The organism is Aggregatilinea sp., assembly GCF_036822615.1.
Lineage (GTDB): Bacteria > Chloroflexota > Anaerolineae > Aggregatilineales > Aggregatilineaceae > Aggregatilinea.
This window is the reverse complement of the sequence record NZ_DAISHJ010000007.1, coordinates 74,726-94,293: the sequence shown is the minus strand read 5'-3', so window position 1 is coordinate 94,293 and position 19,568 is coordinate 74,726. Positions and strand designations below refer to the sequence as shown.

14 protein-coding genes are annotated in these 19,568 nt (G+C 64.2%); all 14 read right to left on the bottom strand.

Annotation, left to right across the window (positions count from 1 at the left end):
* Positions 1-2 precede the first annotated feature (2 nt).
* On the bottom strand, positions 3-2,714 hold the full coding sequence (locus V7116_RS04315) for a glycosyltransferase family 39 protein (protein ID WP_324390651.1): 2,712 nt from the start codon (positions 2,712-2,714) through the stop codon (positions 3-5).
* The gene (locus V7116_RS04310; protein WP_324390650.1) at positions 2,663-3,559 is read right to left on the bottom strand and encodes a DUF58 domain-containing protein; all 897 of its coding nucleotides are present in this window, start codon (positions 3,557-3,559) and stop codon (positions 2,663-2,665) included. Before V7116_RS04310 ends, V7116_RS04315 begins: the two co-directional genes overlap by 52 nt.
* A gap of 6 nt (positions 3,560-3,565) precedes the next feature.
* The gene (locus V7116_RS04305) at positions 3,566-4,450 is read right to left on the bottom strand and encodes a hypothetical protein (RefSeq protein WP_324390649.1); all 885 of its coding nucleotides are present in this window, start codon (positions 4,448-4,450) and stop codon (positions 3,566-3,568) included.
* The gene (locus V7116_RS04300) at positions 4,443-5,372 is read right to left on the bottom strand and encodes an ABC transporter ATP-binding protein (protein WP_324390648.1); all 930 of its coding nucleotides are present in this window, start codon (positions 5,370-5,372) and stop codon (positions 4,443-4,445) included. The genes V7116_RS04305 and V7116_RS04300 overlap by 8 nt, the downstream gene beginning before the upstream one ends.
* Before the next feature lie 4 nt (positions 5,373-5,376).
* On the bottom strand, positions 5,377-5,997 hold the full coding sequence (locus V7116_RS04295; RefSeq protein WP_324390647.1) for a hypothetical protein: 621 nt from the start codon (positions 5,995-5,997) through the stop codon (positions 5,377-5,379).
* 5 nt (positions 5,998-6,002) lie between these two features.
* Positions 6,003-6,992: an AAA family ATPase gene (locus V7116_RS04290; protein WP_349258425.1), complete on the bottom strand. Its 990-nt coding sequence runs from the start codon at positions 6,990-6,992 to the stop codon at positions 6,003-6,005.
* Positions 6,993-7,055: 63 nt separating this feature from the next.
* On the bottom strand, positions 7,056-7,748 hold the full coding sequence (locus V7116_RS04285; RefSeq protein WP_324390645.1) for a hypothetical protein: 693 nt from the start codon (positions 7,746-7,748) through the stop codon (positions 7,056-7,058).
* A 33-nt stretch (positions 7,749-7,781) separates the two neighbouring features.
* Positions 7,782-9,692 carry a hypothetical protein gene (locus V7116_RS04280; RefSeq protein ID WP_324390644.1) on the bottom strand — a complete coding sequence of 637 codons (1,911 nt, stop codon included), beginning with the start codon at positions 9,690-9,692 and terminating at the stop codon, positions 7,782-7,784.
* Positions 9,693-9,723: 31 nt separating this feature from the next.
* Positions 9,724-10,665: an ABC transporter permease gene (locus tag V7116_RS04275; protein WP_324390643.1), complete on the bottom strand. Its 942-nt coding sequence runs from the start codon at positions 10,663-10,665 to the stop codon at positions 9,724-9,726.
* Positions 10,662-11,636, bottom strand: coding sequence for an ABC transporter ATP-binding protein (locus tag V7116_RS04270; RefSeq protein WP_324390642.1), 975 nt, complete (start codon positions 11,634-11,636; stop codon positions 10,662-10,664). Before V7116_RS04270 ends, V7116_RS04275 begins: the two co-directional genes overlap by 4 nt.
* Complete coding sequence (locus V7116_RS04265; protein ID WP_324390641.1) at positions 11,633-14,146, bottom strand: DUF7408 domain-containing protein; 2,514 nt, start codon at positions 14,144-14,146, stop codon at positions 11,633-11,635. The genes V7116_RS04270 and V7116_RS04265 overlap by 4 nt, the downstream gene beginning before the upstream one ends.
* A gap of 173 nt (positions 14,147-14,319) precedes the next feature.
* Complete coding sequence (locus V7116_RS04260) at positions 14,320-16,392, bottom strand: FHA domain-containing protein (protein ID WP_324390640.1); 2,073 nt, start codon at positions 16,390-16,392, stop codon at positions 14,320-14,322.
* A 216-nt stretch (positions 16,393-16,608) separates the two neighbouring features.
* Complete coding sequence (locus V7116_RS04255; protein WP_324390639.1) at positions 16,609-17,727, bottom strand: ABC transporter permease; 1,119 nt, start codon at positions 17,725-17,727, stop codon at positions 16,609-16,611.
* 155 nt (positions 17,728-17,882) lie between these two features.
* The gene (locus V7116_RS04250; RefSeq protein WP_324390638.1) at positions 17,883-19,541 is read right to left on the bottom strand and encodes a hypothetical protein; all 1,659 of its coding nucleotides are present in this window, start codon (positions 19,539-19,541) and stop codon (positions 17,883-17,885) included.
* Positions 19,542-19,568 lie beyond the last annotated feature (27 nt).

Genomic DNA, 19,568 nt, shown 5'->3' with positions numbered 1-19,568 from the left:
GGTTATTCGACCGTAATCTCAACCGGCAGAATGAGATGATCGGCTCCGTTGGCGAGGATCACGCGCTCACCGGTATCCGGGTTATACAGGCCGACCTCAAGTTGGGCGGAGCCGCGATAGTCGCGCTCGAAGTCCAACGCGTGCGCATCGACCACATACTCACCCGGCACCCACCCGGTCGTCAGGCGATCCCCGTCTGCGGGATACCCGTCGTGCTGCGCCACCACCACGCCATCCGCGTCCAGCAGGTGCGTGAACACTTTATACGACGTGCTCGTCGTCGCGTCCACGTGCCACACCAGTGTCAGATCCAGCGGCGCGTCGGCGCGAATGTTCGATGTTTCTATCGTGAATCCTGCCAGCGTCGCCAGATCCCCGAATGCCGCATCCACCGCCACGTCGAACGGTGGCGCAGCCATCAGGTGATCGCTCGGCTCGACCGTCCAGGTTTCCAGCGCGACCGGTTCGCCGTCTTCGGGCACGAGTCTCAGCGTCACGGCGCCATTTGCCTCGGCGGGAATCACGAAGTCGTGCAGATCCAGGTTCGAGCCCGCAACCACGCGGATCGGGTCTGACATCGACCATCCATCGCCGCCCAGATCGAGCGTTCCGCTCGTTTGATCCAGCGCGGAGGTCAGGTACAGGGTTATACGCAGATTCTGGCCGGGAGTTAACGCCTCCCCGCCTGGCACATCATAGCCTACCAATGTAACGCCCTCGCTCACCGGGATCTCGGTTGCATACGGAACAGCATCGAACGGCAGTCTCGTCGCCCCGTCCAGCGCCACCGTGCCCAGATCCGTCACGCGCCCGGACGGAATGCCGTTCACCAGCCGGTCGATCCCGTCTGGCTCCTGTGCGCTGTACACGTTGAGCTGCAGCGCATAGTCCCCCGGCTGTGTACCGGGCGGCAGCCGCAGCAGGCTGTACCCTTCGCCCCGGTCGCCGCGCTCCCATTCCGAGCTGGCCGCCTGATCGTCGCGCCGGATGTCACCATCGGACCGCGCAATCACCCACCCTGCCGGATCGGTCGTCAGCAGCCGCGCCGCCACCCGCCAATCCCGGTCGCTCGCCTGGGACTGCGTCCATTCCGTGCGCAGGCAGATCGTCGTCTCGCCGCCGAACGCCGCCCCGGCCAGCGCCACGCGCCCATACTCGACCGGATCGACGGCCAGATCCACCAGTGCGACGGGCCGCTCGATGCGGTATCCGGTCGTGGTGATGCCCTGCACGGTGAACGCGTCGCCGTCTCGCGCGCCCGCCGATTCGAGCAAACACGGGTACATGCCGCGCACGTCCGCCGGAAGCTGGTACCACGTCAGCAGTTCCACATGCACCGGCAGCGTGCGCGCCGCCAGCGCAGCATTGATCGCGTCGATGGCCGTCTGCGCGCCGCTGTGCAGATCGATCCCCAATACATCCGCCTGGATGTCCAGCCGCTCGATGTAATATTCCTCCAGCGCAGGCTCCCAGCCGTACGGTACGAGGATAATCGCGTCTTCCGGCAGCCGCGCATAATATTCGCCCAGCGCGCGGAAGTCATCGTGCTGGTAGCGCGGCGTATCAAACAGCGGGATGAAACTCGCCGTCGCCGCGCCAAACGCCAGCGCGATTCCCGCCGGGACCGCCAGCCGCCGCAGATCCAGGCTTGGCACGCTGTGCGCGCCCAGCACAATCAGCAGCAGCGCCGCCGGGACGCCGACAATATAGTAGCGCGGGTGGAAATCGATGTGCGCCGCCAGCAGTTCCACCGTCGAAAATACGGGCAGCAGGGCCGCCTGCGACAGCACCAGCAGCGCCGGGCGGCTGCGATCCCACGCCAGCACTGCGCCGACGCTCACCAGCGCCGCCGCGCCCATCAAGGCGCTGGCGATCATCAGCGCGTTGTCCGCGCCGATCTGCACCGGCACGGGCGCAAAATACGACTGCCAGATCTTCCACACCAGCGCAAGGCCGATCTCCGGCGGCGAATTGAGCGGCGTCCCGCTTGGAGACTGCCCGAACAGCCACGGCAAATACAGCACCAGCAGCGCCGCCTGACTCCCCAGCCACATCGCCAGCGCCCGCCATTGCCGTTCCCAGCCCCACGCCGCGATCATGACCACGTTCAGCCACGCGATCACCGGCGCGCTGAGGTTATGCGTGTACAGCAGCACCAGCTCCGGAATCAGCACCGCCAGCCACACCCGCCACGAGGCCCGTTTTCCCGGCGTCAGCAGCACGTCAGTCTGCCGCAGCAGCACGAGCGCCAGCAGCGGCACGACCACATAGGCACGGATCTCGCGCGCGTAGGCCCACAGCAGCGGCGACAGCGCGAACAGGATCGCCGCCAGAATCGCCCCATCGCGGCTCGCCCACCGTCGCGCAAGATGTGCCGCCAGCGCCACCGTGATCAGGTCGATCAGCACCGAGCCGAGCCGCAGCGCGAAGGCGCTGTCCCCCGCGCCCAGCCATAACAGATGCATGGCGGCGTAATAGACCGGCGGCGTATTGTCGTCCGGCGTGTGAATAGGATCGCGGATCGCCCGGATCGACCACGCCTCGTCGTGCCATACGCTCGGCTCGCCCAGATCCCACACGCGCAGCCCAAACGCGGCGATCAGCACCACGACCAGGATCGCCAATGTCCCCCGCAGGGGTCTGCTGTCGCGTGTCACGCCCATCAGCGAACCACGCTCGCCCGCCGCAAATCCGATAAAATCACCTGCTCCCACGGCGTCGAAGTCTGTGCCATCGCATAATGAATGCCGCGCCGCGCGCACGTCATGCCAATTTCCGCCTGCCACGCCTGAAAACGTTCCAGGTACAGCGCGCGCATCTCCGCATCGATGCTGACTTCCTGCGGGATGCCCGTTTCCACGTCGATCAGCTTCAGATCGCCCATCACCGGCGGATCGATCTCATCCGGCGACAGCACCTGGAGCAGCGCGACCTCGTGCCCACGCCCTTGCAGCGCGCGCAGCCCGTCCTGATAGCCCTCCGGCGACATCAGATCCGTCAGCACGACCACCAGCCCGGCCCGCGTCGTGCGTCGGGCCACGTCCCGCAGTGCCTCGTTCAGCTCGACCAGCCCACGCGTGCGCTGCTTTTCCAGCCAGCCGAGCAGGTTGAGCACCTGTCCGCGCCCTCGGAACGGTCCCCAGCGCCCGATTCCATCCTGGCGCATCATACTGAAGCTCAGTTGGTCGCCCGTGCTTAACGCAATCGCGCCCAGCCCCGCCGCCACCCGGCAGGCATACAGAAACTTATGCTGCTCGCGGCTGCCTGCGCGCGGCCAGTCCATGCTTGCGGAGCCGTCCACAATGATGTGCACGGCCAGATCTTCTTCGTCTTCCAGCAGCTTGATGTACGGGCGATCCAGCCGCGCGTAGATGTTCCAGTCCAACCGGCGCAGATCGTCGCCGCGCGCATAGTTGCGATAGTCCGCGAACTCGATGCTGGTGCCGCGCCGCGCCGACCGCCGCTCGCCCTTGATTGCCCCGGCGCGCACCTGATTGGCGACCAGCACCAGCCGGTCCAGTTTGCGCAGCGTCTTTTCGTCGAAAAATCGCTCAGCCATAGCGCCCTACGAGGTAACGTCTTGCCGCTGGAACCAGTATGCCGTCAGTGCGATTAACCCAACGATCCACACCCCCAACGCCAGCAGCGAAAACTCCATGCTGTTCGACAGCACAACGTGTTTGGTATCACCGTACGACATATCCATCACGACAGCTTGATGGTTCACGATCCACTCGTTGACGTTGAGCAGGTTATACGTCGGCGTGAACCGGTACAGCTTGAGCACCGGGGCCCAGTCGAGGAAAAACGCGATGATACTCAGCCCAATCGCCGACGCTGCCTCGCCCAACGTGACGGCGAAGCTGACCAGCACCCCGCCCAGGATCGATCGCGTCAGCATCCCCGCCAGCGCCGCAAATCCGGCTGCGATCAGCGTTGAGATGAACGCCAACCCTGCTGCCAGCCCGTAATCACCCGCCACGTCGCGCACAACATCCATCGTGACACGCGGGCCATAGTGCCCTCCCGCGATCCACGTCAGGATGCCCCAGCCCACCGCCAGCAAAATCGACATGATCACGAACGCGAATACCACGAACACGCCCAACGTGAAGAATTTTGTGAGGATCAATGACACGCGGCGGCTGCGCGGCACGACGTTTTTCCACGTGCTCCACTGGTATTCCCCTGCGAAGATCACCGCTGTGAACCCAAGCAGCAGCAAACGACCCAGTGGGTTATTGAGGATGCTCCACGTCCCCACCAGCATGTCGTTCCAGCCCGAATTATCGGTGGCAAACGACGCTCGCGTGGCGGATGAAAATGCCATGATCACGCCCAGCAGCAGCATAATCGCCACCGCGCCGATCGGAAAAATCCAGATCATACAGCCCGATACCCAGCGGTTTCCGTTGATTTTGGCCCATTCGGCCCGGAACAGGTTAATCATGAGCGGGTCCATCCCCTGTCACGGCCAGGAAATAATCTTCCAACGTCTGCCGCTGGCTGACCGCCTGATAGACGTCCACGCCGCCTTCCACCAGCCGCCGGACGATGTGCGGCATATCCTCGCGCGCGGCGGTGATATCCAGCCCGCCGTTCACCGACACGACCGGCCACCGCTCGTTCAGCAGCGCCGCCGCCTGCGCGATCGGGTCGGCTTCCACATGAAGCTGCACTTTGCCCGCCAACAGATCCGCGACCACGCCTTCACGCACGATCTGCCCCCTGTTGATGATCGCCACCCGGTCGCAGATCTGTTCGATCTCGCCCAGCAGGTGGCTGGACAGAAACACCGTCTTGCCCTGTCTGTCGGCCAGATCGCGGATAAACGAGCGGATCTCGTGCATCCCGCTCGGGTCGAGACCGTTCGTCGGCTCGTCCAAAATCAGCAGGTCCGGATCGCTGAGCAGTGCCGCCGCCAGCCCCAACCGCTGCTTCATGCCTGTGGAATACCCCTTGACGCGCTGGCCTGCGCGCGGTGTCAGCCCGACCTGCTCCAACAGCGAATCGATCCGCGCCGCGTCGTAGTGATCGCCTGTGCGCGCCAACACTTCCAGATTGCGCCGCGCGCTGAGGAAGTTGTAGAACATCGCGCCTTCGACAATCGCCCCCACACGCCGCAGCACGCCGTGATTGCGGTGTACGTGCTGCCCGAAGATGTATGCATCCCCGCGCGTAGGGTGAATCAGATCCAGCAGCATGCGGATCGTGGTCGTCTTGCCCGCGCCGTTCGGCCCCAAAAAGCCGTATACCGTCCCGGCGGGAACTTCAAAGCTAATGTCTCGCACGGCCTGGATGCGCTTCCGCTTGCGTAGGCCGCCAAAGGTTTTGACGAGATGCTCGATATGAATGGCAGGCTGCGATTCCACGACTCTATCCTTCCACCCGTTCGGACACTTGCGGCACAGCCTGTGCGTCGAGCAGGGGCCGCATGGCGACCGCCAGCAGCACCTGGAAGAGCCGCACCACGACCGCCGCGCGGATGCTGCCCGGCAGATCGGGATCGCGCACCGGCGCGAGCAGAGATTCAATCAGTATCGCGCGCGCACCCGTATCCAGGTCGGGTCGCAGCCCCACCGACAGATCCCACAACGCGCCATACAGCGCCCAGGCCGCTGTCTCGTGTGCCGAGAAATAGTCCGGCCCCCACGCTCTCACATACTGGTACGCGGCCAGCGTCTCCAACGCGCCCGACAGCCCGCCCAGCAGTACGCTGCCCAGCAGTTGTTCCGGCGCGTCACGCAGCCCTTCGACGGCATCACTCAGCACGGCCATGCCTGCCGCCCCGGCAGACAACGCCACCGCGAACTCGTTATAGTGCAGCGACGTCAGCTTGTTGCGTACAGCACACAGGTAAGTGTAAAAGTTTCCGGCCAAGTCTCGCGCCGTATCTGCACGCGGATCGTCCCACGCGAGCAGCAGCGGGTGAAGCTTCCACACATCATCAGGATCCGGCGCAGTGAATAAGCGTTGGAGCAGATCGACGGTCGTCATCGGCATCACTCAACCGGAACGCGAGCCAGCAGGTCCGCGATCACGTCGTCGGTCGAAACGCCTTCCGCCTGCCCCTCAAAATTGAGCAGGATACGGTGGCGCAGCGCAGACGCAGCCACGGCCAGCACGTCTTCGTACGCGACGTTGTAGCGCCCTTCCAGCAGCGCATTGACCTTCGCGCCCAGCACCAGCGCCTGCCCCCCACGCGGACTCGACCCATAACGCACATACTGCCGCACCAGATCGGATGCGTCCTCGCTGTCGGGATGGGTAGCGATCACCAGCCGCGCGATCATCTCGCTGACGTGCGTCGCAATCGGGACCTGCCGCACCAAGTCGCCCATTGCCAGGATGCGCGCGCCGTTTGCAGCGATGCTCGCGTGCGGCGAGCCCAGGCCGGTGGTGCGGCCCATGATCTCGACCAGCTCGCTTGCGGACGGGAACAACACGTCGATCTTGAACAGGAACCGGTCGAGCTGTGCTTCCGGCAGTGGATAGGTACCTTCCATTTCCAGCGGATTCTGCGTCGCCAGCACGAAAAACGGCTGATCGAGCTGGTAGCGATGATTGGCGACCGTCACCGTTTTTTCCTGCATGGCTTCCAGCAGCGCGGACTGCGTTTTGGGCGTCGCGCGGTTGATTTCGTCCGCCAGCAGGAGGTTGGCGAACACCGGCCCCGCCTCGAAGCGGAACATACGCCGCCCGTCCTCGCCTTCTTCCATGATATTCGTGCCCAGAATGTCGGCGGGCATCAGGTCCGGCGTAAACTGGACCCGCGCAAACTTCAAATCGAGCACATCCGCCAGCGTGCGCACGAGCATCGTTTTGCCCAGGCCCGGCACGCCTTCGAGCAACGCGTGCCCGCCCACGATCACGCACATCAACACCTGCCGCACGACCTCATCCTGGCCGACGATCACCTTGCCCACTTCGGCCAGGATGGCGTCTGCGGTCTGGTGGAAATCATCGATGCTGATGCTCTGCACTGCCGTCATGTCGCTCATCGTCCCATCCTTACCCGAAATCCATTTATCTCCGGCTCTGCGCGGTGTGCGCGATTAACTGGCCGGGATCTGCGGAATATTGTCGATAACGGTATTACCCTCGGCATTGATCGCCGTGATCACAACGACCGACACGATGTCCGCGTGCAGCACCATGTAACCGCCCGCGCTGAGGCCCACGGTCTGGTTGCTGCCGTCGTCGAAGATCACCGCCAGCGCCGTGATCGTCGGATCGGTCACGCGCCCAAAGACAATGGTGTAAGGCTGTCCGTCCGATGTGGAAATGTAAGACGTGCTTGCCAGCGCGGTCGATGCCGGATCGACAGCACAGGCGATCGCGCCGTTGTTTGCCGTCGCTGAAACCAGCAGGAAGCCGGAACACGGAAAACCGCCCGCCTCGGTATACGAAAACCCGATCAGACGATCCGGACCAAGCTGCGCATCGCCCCACACCACCAGATCGACTGCGGCCTGTCCCCGCGCAAGCACAAACGACTCGACGTACGGCTGTGCGGCGGGAGGCGCTACGATTTCGGCAGTCGTCGCGGTCGGTGCGCTGGCGGCAGCAGTATCCGGCGCGGCGGGCATTCCGTCCGCGGCCAGGGTCGCCGTCGGCGGTTGGATAATGACGGGCGCGGTTGCCGTGGGCGGGGTCTCGGTCGATGCGGGTTGAATGCACCCCGACAGACCAACCGCCGCTAACAGGATCAGGCTAAGGCTTCTCCACCGGACTGACCTACTACTCACGGGTTTTGTTCTTTCTGTGCTGTGTGCCGGGCCTCAAGGCTCCAGCGCTGAGAAATAATCATGGATGACGTCCCGCTGACCGAGCGGTATACGCGGGCTGGTGAGCGCGTCACTCACAGCGCCCTGGTAATTCCCGTAGACACCCGTATACGACAGGGACGATTCGCCGCTGGGGTTCGGGCCGAACTCCCCTTGCTGCACCGGCAGCGCGTTGGGATCGGTCACCTCGCCGCCCACGTCCACCTGATCGCTGCTCTGCCCGCCAATCGTGGATGGATTGTACGGCGACTCGTAGTCGCCCGGGTCGCCGCTCGTGTCGCCCGATCCGCCGCCGGGCTGCATCGCGCCATCTTGCTGGACGCCCGAGGTGTCGTCGTTGCCCGCGCCGCCTTCGCCCTGCCCCGCGCCGAACGCACTCTGCTGCGCATCTCCCGACGCGCCCTCGCCCGACTGTGCGCCCTGCTGCGCGCCGCTGCTGCCCTGGCCTTCGCTTTCGGCGCCCTGCGGTTGGCCTTCGCCCTCGCCCCCCTGCGCTTCATTGCCTAACGACTGGCCGCTCTCACCCTGCGCCTGCGCGTCGCCGTTCTGACCCTCAGACTGCAACCCCGCCTGACCTTCTGCGCCCGGTTCACCCTCCTGGGCACTCTGGCCTTGCTGCTGTCCCTGCTGCTGCCCGGTCTGGCTGCCTTGCTGTTGGGCGCTCTGCTGCCCCGGTCCGGTCTCCGGCGCGGATTGGCCATCTTGCGGCGTCTGCCCCGCCTGCGCGATCTGCTGCTGGCTGTTGGAGGTCTGCTGCTGCGCCGACTGCGCCTGCTCCGAAAGCGACGACTGGTCAAGCTGCTGCTGTTGTTCGCGCAGTGCTTCCGCCGCCTGACTCAACGCGTCCTGCGCTGCGCGTGTATCACCCTCGCGCAGTGCGTCGGCGGCCTTGCGCATTTGCTCGGCCAGAGCCGGATTGCTTTGCTCCAGAGCATCCGCGGCCTGATCGAGACGGTTCGCCAGATCTTCACGTTCCGCCTCACTGAGTTCGTTCTGATCGACGGCCTCTCCCAACTGATCCGAGGCCTGCGCCGCCTGCTGGAGATCGGGCGCGCTGAGTGCATCCGAAAGCGGCTGCGTCATCTGCGACCCATCGAGTGACTGCGCCGCCTGTTCGTAGTCCTGCTGCTGCTCCGGCAGCATCCCATCAGATAGTTCCTTCAGCGACTGTCCCGCTTCCGCCAGCGCCGCGACCGCTTCCGGTTGCGTGACGTCCTGCTGGTTCAGCGTATCGCGCGCTTCTTTCAGCGGTTCGGTCAGCGCGTCCTTTTCCGCCTGAGTAAGCTGGCCGTCCTGCTCGATCTCCTCGATCGTCGCGTCCAGCGCCTGCGCCTGTTCGGCCAGCGCGGCATCGAGCGCCTGTTGCGCGCGCAGTTCGTCCGCACGCGGATTGGGAGCCAACAGCAAATAAGCCAGTGCCCCAGCCAGCGCCACCAGCACGATCAACTCCCGCCACCGCACGCGGATCGGCAGCCGCGCCGCCGCATTCACGCCCAACGCCGTACGAACGGCGTCGTCAAGCTGGCGCTCCGCCATCGACTCGACCGCCAGGATCGATCCACTGACCAGTTCCAGCGCGGTGCTTACCCGGTCCTTGAGGCCAAAGCGCCGGTCGAACGTCCGCGCGAGGCGCGGCAGCGGTTGGGGGCGCAGCCACACGCCGAGCAGCGCCAGCAGTCCCGCCGCCGCGATCACCGCACCGGAAAGCAGCGCAACGTCGCGCGGCAGCAGCCAGACCCGCGTCCGCGCCACGGACGCCAGCGCCACCGCCACGATCAACCCCGCGATCAGCCCGCGCGGCAGCCAGATCGCGCTCTGCACCAGCCGCAGGCGTCGATCCCACCGCCGGACGCGGCGTTCCAGGTAGGTCCCGGTTTGTTCCAGGGTGGCAGCATTGATCGCCATGACGCTTACCTCAAGGCCGCATGGCGCGGCATCAGTTTTCGATCATGCGGACGCGTCGCACGGACAGCACGAAGAACAGCACGGTCAGCCCCGCGTAAATGAGCACAAAGGGAATCCAGGGCGAAATGAGCGGGATCGTTTCGCCACCTGATAATGTATACGAAAAAAAGCCGAGGGTGTGTTCGTTGAGCAGCACGTACTGGGTCAGCACGGCGGTCACCGCCGGGTTGGTGCACAGTAAAAAGCCGAACAGGTAAACGAGCAAAGCCTCGCTGCTCGACGGCACGGCCCCGCCCGATGTAATGCCCAGCACCAGCACGATACTGCCCAGGATCAGCGGCAGTCCAAACGTGATGAAGCTCGCCACCGAATAGGTCAGCACGCTCGCGGACATGGTACGCTTCGTCCGCGACGAGAAGTAGATCCCCATCGTGCAAAACAGCAGTGCCGTCATGAACAGGATCAGGAACGCGAGGATCACCTCGGTTTCGGCCACGCCGCCAAAGAAAAACGCGATGCTTTGCAGCGGGATCGCCGCCAGCAGCAGCAGGAGCACGTACAACAGCGCCGACAGCAGCTTGCCCAGCACCAGCCGCGACGGCGCCAGCAGCGTCGTGCGCAGCAGATCGTACGTCTGGTGCTCGCGTTCGCCGCTGATCGCACCTGCCGTGAACGCGGGTGCGATAAACGCCACCAGCATCATCTCGATCCCGACGACGCCCGTAAACAGCGTGCGCCCAATCTCGCCCACGTTGACCTGCGCGCCCACCGTCAACGTCGATTCGGCCACCGCGACGTACACAAGCGCCGTAAACGCCCCCAGCAGCAGCAGGTAGATGGTCATCACCACGAACGCGCGCGCGCCGCGCATCCGCCCGCGCAGTTCCTTCAGAATGACCGGGTTATCGGTCAGCCCGTGCAGCAGCCGGGGCCGCGCCGGGGCGGGCGGCGTCACGCCAACGTCGGCGCTCATGACACAATGCCTTTCGTCGCGCGCATGAAGACCGATTCAAGGTCGCGCGTTTCTTCCGAGAAGCTGACCACCGGGATGCTCTGGCTCGACAGCGCCAGTAGCAGTTGGCTCACCGCCTCGTCGCTTCCGCTGAAGTCCACACGAATGCGCCCGCGCCCCTGCTCGGTCGGCAGATCGGTCACGCCCGTGACGCCCTCCACCTTCATCAGCGTCTCTTTGGCTTCCTCGGTGCGGTTCAGCAGCGTGATGATGATCTCGCGCGTGGGCAGAAGCTGCTGCCGGATCTCCGAAACGGTTCCCTGCGCCACCATCTGCCCACTCTCAATAATGCCGAGGTGCGTGCAGATCTCCGCCACGTCCGCCAGGATGTGCGACGAGAAAAAGATCGTCTTGCCCATGCGCGCCATTTCGACCAGCAGCTCGCGGATCTCGATGCGCGCGCGCGGATCGAGGCCCGAAGCAGGCTCGTCCAGAATCAGCACTTCCGGGTCGTGCGCCAGCGTCCGCGCCAAGCTGAGCCGCTGTTTCATACCCCGGCTGAGCTTTTCCACCATATCGTCTCGGCGGTGCGACAGATCGACCAGCGCCAGCAGGTCGTTCACCAATGCCGGGCGCTCCCGTTCGGGGATCTCGTAACACGCCGCGAAGAAATCGAGGTATTCCCACACCTTCATGTCGTCGTACACGCCGAAGAAATCGGGCATATACCCGATCGCGCGCCGGACCTCACGCGGGTTCTGCGTGACCGAATACCCAGCGACCGTCGCCGTGCCGGAAGTTGGCGTAATCAGCGTAGTGAGGATGCGCATCGTGGTCGTCTTACCCGCGCCGTTCGGCCCCACGAAGCCGTAAATCGCCCCGCGCGGCACGCGCAGCGACACACCGTTGACCGCCGTCAGCTTGCCGTACGTCTTGACGAGATTATCAGTCTCGATGATGAATTCTTCTGCTGTGCCTGCGCCCACCGTCATTCCAGCTCCGTCTGCGCGGCGGCCAATACACCGCGATAGCCCACTTTGAGGTAATCCACCTCGTTGAACAAGGTCGGATCTTCGAGCAGCACCCTGATCCGCACCGCGTTTTCAGGGCCTACGAAAGCCGCCGCGTTCGAAATCGTCGCGCTGTTCGTATTGGGATCGACCTCCACCTCGGTCCAGGCATCCGTATCCCAATCCCACACGTCCAACCTCAGCGCGCCCTGCGCCGAAAAACCGATCGTCAGCTCATCGACCTGCGCCAGCCGCATGTCGGGCAGCGGCATGAACTCGAACACGGCGCGCTCGTTGTTGTTAAGCTGGAAGCCGGTTGGCGTCAAATCGATCGCGGTACGCGCGTCACCGCCCCGCACCACGCTCCACGTCGTCAATCCCGGCGGGACGACCACCTGCTGGCTGGTCCCCTCGACCGTCACCGGCAGCGACACCATCAGCAGCGCGGTATCTTCCTGCTTCTGCTGGCGGTCCAGCAGGTTTACATCGAGCGGCAGATTATCCGTCCACCCGAACAAATACACCCCGCTGCCGCGCCCGCCGCTGACGTCGTAATCGACCACGAACGCCCCCAACAGCCGGTAGCGCCGCCGGAGTTCCTGCTGTTGCCGGGCGATCCCGCTCGATTCGCACGGGAACGGCTCGCCGCGCATCACGTCCGACATCGTCAGCCCGATACCGTCCGCCGTAAAGCACCACCCCAGGCCGTTGTAGCCCCACGGCAGCGCGGAAACCGTGGACAGCCAACTGTCCTGGCCCAATCCCAGCGGGCCGGGATCTTGCGGGCCAATCGAGATATCGAACTTGCGTGTTTCTCCCGGCTCAAGCGTGCCCAAATAGCGGCTCTCGCCTTTGACCAGAATCGCCGCGCCTTCGAGCGGATAATCGAGCGTGTTGGTCACCGTGCCTCGCACCCGTGCCGTGCCTGCATCGTTCAGCCGCCACACGGCCTGCCCTTCCACGGTCGGCGCGGGGATGCTGCCGCGCATCGCAAAGCTGGCCGACATGCCCGCATCGATCGGCACATCTTCCGCCACGGTACGCTGCCCTTCGGTCACGGTCGCGGCCACGCCAAGCCCCGTGCCCACGTCCGGCAGCGTGCGCAGGGTGTCCCCTTCCGCCGCCGCAAGATCATACGTGGTGCGGCGCGGCGATTGGACGCCAACCAGCCCGTTGACCCGCGCCTGCTCCGCATCGGGCCACACCATCACCGTCGCCAGACGGTTGAGCGAGGGCACGTTGCCGCGCAGATTGAAGCCTACGGTGTACGCCAGCACGCTGAATATCAGAATGAGCGCCGGGATCGTCGCCCAGGCCCATTCGCGGCGGTTCAACCGCTTCAGTACCAGATAGTTGACCGGGCCGATCAGCACGATATACAAAGCCAGAAAGCCGCATAACTGCGTAAAAGATGGCAGAGCCGTATTGGAGGCGGTCAATGTCGCCTCGCGCGCCATCGTCCAGCTTTCGTTACCCGCCAACCAGCTTGGCTGCTGCCCGGCGCTTGCCACCAGCGTATACCACAGCCGGTCCATATCCGCCCACGAGCGCAGCGGCTCGGTCTGCGGATCGACCGCCAGAAAGTCCACCGTTCCGCTGCCTACCATGTCGCGCACGATCAGCGGCTCGCCGTCGAGCGTCACGAGCGCTCGCGCCCCCGGTCGCACAGTGGCGCGGGTCAGCGTCGTGCCCCCGTCCAGCGGAGCGCTGTCCGCCCGCAGATAATCCGCCAACCCGACCAGCGACTCGATGGGCCGCGTGCCTTCCAATGTAACAGGTAGCAAGTCGGAAAAACCCGCCGTGGTCCGCTGCCAGAACTCGCCCCCGGCCACGATCAGATGGCCGCCTTGCAGCACCCACGCCCGGATCGCCTCTACCTGATCGGCGCTGAGCGTACCCGTGTCCACATCGTGGAACATCAGCACATCCAGCCCGGCCAGCGCATCAGCCAGCGGCGGAATCTGCTCGATCCGCCAGTTGGTCTGGTGTGCTTCGCCCGTACCCGGAATCAGCCCGGTCATATCGACCGCGCCCAGCAGCGACTCGCTCACAACCGCGTACAGCACGTCGCTGCGGTTGACCAGCAGCACCCGCACGTCCGCACGTCCGGCGACTTCGCCCTTATCGTCAACCACTTCCACCTGAATGCGCTGCGCGGTGGTGTCCAGCGACACGTACAGGAAAACCTGTTTGCGCACACCCTGAGCGAGCGATACGGGCGTCTGGTAGATCGTTTCCGCCAGCCCGCCGATCCCGCCGGAACGCACGCGCAGCATTCCGTCCAGGCTTGGGCCGTTATTCGCCATCTCCGCGCGCACGGCGACCCACTGCCCCTGCCGGAAATAACCATCGTACCCGGCGCTAACCGACAGATCGACGCTGAGTTGATCCTGGCGCGAGGGTGCAAACCCAACCAGGATCGGCAGGGCCAGAATCACGAGCAAAAGCCAGACAGTCAGTGGACGGTTCACGGTCTTAAGACGTTGGTTCAACGGTCAGGGTTCCATCGGTGGGCGCAAGATCCGGTTTACACTATGATACGCGGCGCACGTCGATTTATTTCACCGTCTACCCACTTGCTGCCCGGCGTTACGCACGCTCGCCGCCGGGGACAAACACAACGGATGTTCTATATTTTAACAGAAGGTCGCGCGTAAAACCGCTTTTAGGGCCCCGTCGGCGTCCGGGAAGCTGCGGGGCGCGCAGTAGACGTCGCACTTGCGCCCGTCGGAGTCGCCGTCGCCGAAGCGGGTGTGCCGGTCGGGACGCGGCTGGCAGTAGGAGAAGGCGTCAGAACAGGCGGCTCGGGGTAGTTCTCGGAGACGACCAACTGGCCGGGATCGACGTTCGTGCAGTTAAAATCGACAGCGACGACCCACCCGGTACGCGCCTCGCCGCTCGTGCCAAGTTCAACCAGCAGCCACTCGCCCGAGGGATCGCGTGCCAGCGGCGACAGCGCCGTGCCGTTGGCGGCGCGCTCCAACGTCGGCGCAGCGGCGGGATAGCTCTCTCCTGGGCCACGCCGCACGAGCGTGCGGGCCACGGTCAGCTCGCAAACCGGATCGGCGATCGGCAGCTTCTGCGTCACGCTGGCGACGACACCATCCTGCCCCGTCGCGTTGAGCGTCACCAGCCACTCGACCGCGCCAGCCTGCGGCACGACCGTCAGATCCTGTGAGCCGGAGGCAGGCAGCGCCCCTGTCGGTAGCGCCAGCGACGGATCGGAACTTTCGATCTGCACATTCACCCCGCCCTCCACCGACTGTGCGCCGTTGACGGTCCACGTCAGGGTAACCGTCTGCTCCGCATTGCGAATGAGGGTGGATGTCTCGCCCGCCTGAAGGGTCAGAGTCACCGCCGGGCGCACTTCGACGGTAGCCTCAGCCGTCGATTCCATCTCGCCGCGCGTTGCATGCAGCGTCAGGTGGAACTGCCCGGTCTGGTCGAACGTCAGCGGCAGCGGCGCGTTTTCCGCCGTCAATGGAACCCGCCGCTCGGAATTCCCCTGCGCAACGATCAGCACCAGATCCTCCGCGCCCGTCACGTCCCAGATCACGTCCGTCACGTCGCCCAGCGTCAGCGCCGCATTGGACACTTCAAACCGGTTGATCGCGGGCGGCACGGGCGTCGGTTCCGGTTCGCCCGCGCGATCGAGCACCAGCACGACGAAGCCGATCAACAGCGCCGCCAGCAGCAGCACTGCCGGGATCGCCAGCACGGGAACCCACCCCGGCAAAACGCCCGCCTCGGTCATCGTGCCGGGCACGGACGCCGAAAAGCCCGCCGCATCATGCGACCGGGCCACAACAGCAAATTCATGCTCGCGGGTTGCGCCGAACCACCGTCTGCGGCGCAACCCCACCACACCGTTCAGGGTCTGCCGCTCGCCCGGAGCCAGCGTCAGCCGCGACATTGGCGGGCGGAAACGAAGCTGCCGCGCCCGATCCGCACCCTGAACGGTGATCGGCAGCGGCGCGTTGCCCTGATTGTGCACGTAGAGCTTGAAAGGTTCGCCAGCGACCAGCTGTGTGGTTCCCAGCGCCATGCCAAACCCGCTGAACGGCAGCACGTGCAGCGTCGTCGGAGCATCGACCGTATACGCTGGGTTCGAGCGGGACCGCACGCGCACCATAAAACGGTGATCGCCGGGCAGGCTTTCGCTGCGGCGCAGGGGCTTGAAGCTGATAACGGCCTGATTCTGACCACCGGGCGACACTTCGAGTTCAACCTGATCGATCCGCGCCCAGCCCTTAGGCAGCCCGTCGATTTCGAGGAAATAGTGATCTTCTTCGTCGCCCAGGTTTTCGATACGCACCGTAGCCTGTGTGTGCGCGCCGGGCGCGACGGCCATGTCCGGGCCTTCCAGCTCGACGCGGTAGGTCGGCTGGGTGACCACGATGCGCTGTGTGGTATCGCCCGAAGCCAGGGTTTCTTCCGCCGCCGGGTGGAAGATCAGACGCACGTCGCCGATCTGAATCTCTTCGCCGCCCCGCAGCGAATAAGGCTCGTTGGCGGCCAGCCGCACGCCGTCCACATACGTCCCGTTGACCGACGCCAGATCTTCCAGCGCCGCTTGCTGGCCTCGGAATGAGATGGTGGTGTGATACCGCGACACCGCCGTGGTATCGAGCACGATGTCATTACCGGTTGAACGTCCAATGGCGACAGTCGGTTTTTCGAGCCGGTAGCTCTCGACCGGACCATCAGGCCAATAAATGTCCATCCTGCCGTAGAACATCCTGGTTTGCTCCTCAGCCACCCACGAAACACCCCGTCACCATCACGACCCGTTCTGTTCCAGGGGGATCGTGCGATCACACGCCTGCACCCAAGTTAATTGTAACGGCAAGGGTGAAATGCACAAGCACCGCTCCCCTGCGGAGGATCAACGCAAAGAGCGCGGGCGGCCGCCTGCGCTCTTTGTTTGTCACAAGGTTAAGTTGGGTAGATCGGTTTAGTCGAAACGGATACGCGGGTCGAGCCACGTATACATGATGTCCACCAGAATGTTCCCCATGATCAGGAACACCGAGTACAGTAGCGACACGCCCATGATCATGGTGTAGTCGCGGGCGGTCACGCTGTCGACGAAGACTTTCCCCAGGCCAGGGATGCTGAAGATCAGCTCGACCACGAACGTACCGGTCAGCACCGCCGCCAGCATGGGACCGAGGATGGTCGCCACGGGGATCAGGGCGTTCTTCAGCGCGTGCACGTAGATCACCACGCGCTCGCGCAGACCCTTCGCCCGCGCCGTGCGCACATAGTCTTCATGCAGCACCTGGAGCAAGCTGGCGCGCGTCAGGCGTGCGATGCCTGCGCTCATGCCCACGCCAAGCGTGATCACCGGCAGCGCCAGAATTTGCAGGTAGTAGAGCGTGAACTCCGGCCCGTTGCTCCACACGTTTCGTTGGTCGATAACCGGGACCCAGCCCAGCTCGACCGCGAAAATAATAATCAGCAGCGGCGCCAGCACAATGGCAGGCGTACTCTGTCCGATCACTGCAAAGAACATGGCGAAGTAGTCTACAAACGAGTTGTGGTATACAGCAGCCAGCACGCCCAATGGAATGCCTAACAGGAAGCCCAGGACCACCGCGAACACGCCGACCTGCATCGACACCGGCAGCCGCCGCGCGATCTCCTCCTGCACCATCACACCCTGGTCGCGCAGCGCGATATTCAGCGATGGGCCGAAGTCGAGGTGCAGCGCGCCCCACACGTAGTTGAAGAACTGCGAGTCCAGCAGGTCGATCCGCAGAACTCTCTCGTCAACCTCGTTCACCTGGCCGGATTCGCTGCCACCCAACGTCTTGGTTTCGGTATGGTAGCCGATGATCTTCCAGTTGTCGCCGTCGGGATAGTACCCATCGTTCCAGGTATTGAAGAACAGCGGCTTGTTGAGGCCAAACTTTTCTTCGAGCTGGCGCACCATGTATTGGGGCATCCGGCGCTGGCCGACCGCGTCGAACGGGCCGCCCGGCAGCAGGTGTGTTAGCGCAAAAGTAACCAGGGTGATCGCAAACAACACCGGGATCGCCGCCAGCAGCCGCCGGATGAGGAACTTGAGCATGCTCGCGCCACCCAGGGAGCGGAAGAGCGAGTCGAGGGCACTGGAAATACTATTCCGCGTCCCCACTTGCTGTTTTTCTGATACGGTTGCACTCATCTCTCATATCCTCTTCCCGGCGCGATGCACACACCGCGCCGGGCTATCCATGCGCAAGTTTATTCTGCCGGAGCTTCCAGGCTGCGTTCGCTGGCCCACCCGATAACGGTGTCCGCGCCGCCCGTATTAAACCCATCCGCCGTGGCGAGATCGCCCTGGCACTGGACTTGATAGTAGAAGCTGAATGCGTTGCGCGTCCGGTCTTTTTCGGTACGAAGGCCGACGATGTCCACGCCTTCATCCAGCGGGCAGCGGCCCGCAAGCTGCGTATTCGCGCCCACGATGTACGTCGGCTGGAGCGGGATACGTGCCACGGGGTTGCCCTCGTCATCCGTATCGCCTGCATCCTTGAACATCACGTGATCGCCGGGCATGAACGCCAGCGGTCCCTGCAGATACCTCTGCGGAGCCCAACCTTCATTCGTCACCGACTGCGCGCAGACTTCGTTACCGTTTTCGTCGGTCGTCGTTTCGGCGCAGGTTTCACACGTGATCTTGTAGTACACCGTATCCGCGCCGGTGTAGTCCTCGATGTTCGCCGCCGTGCCCGACGGGCACTGGCCCACGACATTCGCGTCGTCGCCATCCGACACAGCCGGAGCGGGGTTGTCGGTCAGTTCCAGCGGCGGCGTGTACTGCACCACGACGCGATCTTCGGTACCAGTGGTCGTCGTGCCGTCCCCGGTAGTATCTTCAACTGGCGTCGGTTCGACCACGGCTTCCTCGCCGGTCGTTTCATCGCTGGCCGCCTCGTCGCCGGTATCAGCCGTCGGCAGCTCGTCTTCATAGATCGGGATCGCAGGCATATAAATCACGACGTTGTCGCCCGCGTCGTACAGCAGCGGACCGACAAAGTCATCTTGCGTCGTCCAGCCTTCGATTTCACCGCACGCCATCTGGTAGTACACCGTGTCCCCGACCAGCTGGATGCCTTCCGTCGTGAGGATCGAGCCGACGTTGCACTCGCCCTCGACGGCGTTCTCGCTCGTCACAGGAGCAGGTTCGCTCGCCAGATCGTACGTGTTGTCGGTCACGCCCTCTGCCGGGATCGCCAGCGCGCGGTCGCCCTTGTTCAGTTCCAACGGGCCAGCCAGGTTTTCCGCCGTCAAATAAGCAGCACCTGCACCGCAGTCCACGTTATAGAACACGTCCTTGATGCCGTCGCCATCCACGTCCACCGCCTCGATCCCCAGGATCGAAACAACAGCACCGGGCGTACAGGCCGGGAACATAACCGGCTGGAAGTTGGTCGTCTTGTCCAGCATCTGGATCTGGGTCTTGCCTTCAGACGCCACCGTCAGCGCAAGCTCGCCCGTCGTGAATTCCAGCGGCCCAGCCAGCCGTTGATCGACGGCCCACCCGGCAGACCCACCGCACTCCACCAGATAGTACACATTGCCGTCTCCGCCCTGCCCCGCATAGAGCACACGCGCGGGGGTATTCGGCAGGCACATCGACTTGGAGTTGATCAGGCTGCGCTGCAGCGGCTCAGGATACGTCGTCAGGTTAAACAGGGACTGCGTTTCCTGAGACGTCAGGGCCGTGTCGCCCACCTGGAAACGTGCACCCTCAACCGGCGGCAGCGGCGTTTCGGTATAGTAGGGAGTCAGCTCGAATACGCCGGGGATCTGCCCGGAATAGCAAGCCAGGCTGGCGAGCAGCATCGATACCACCACCAGCAGCAGTCCCCCGGTAATACGCGTCGTTTGTTTGGTCACGTTAAGTGTTCTCCTCATTACGCGAAT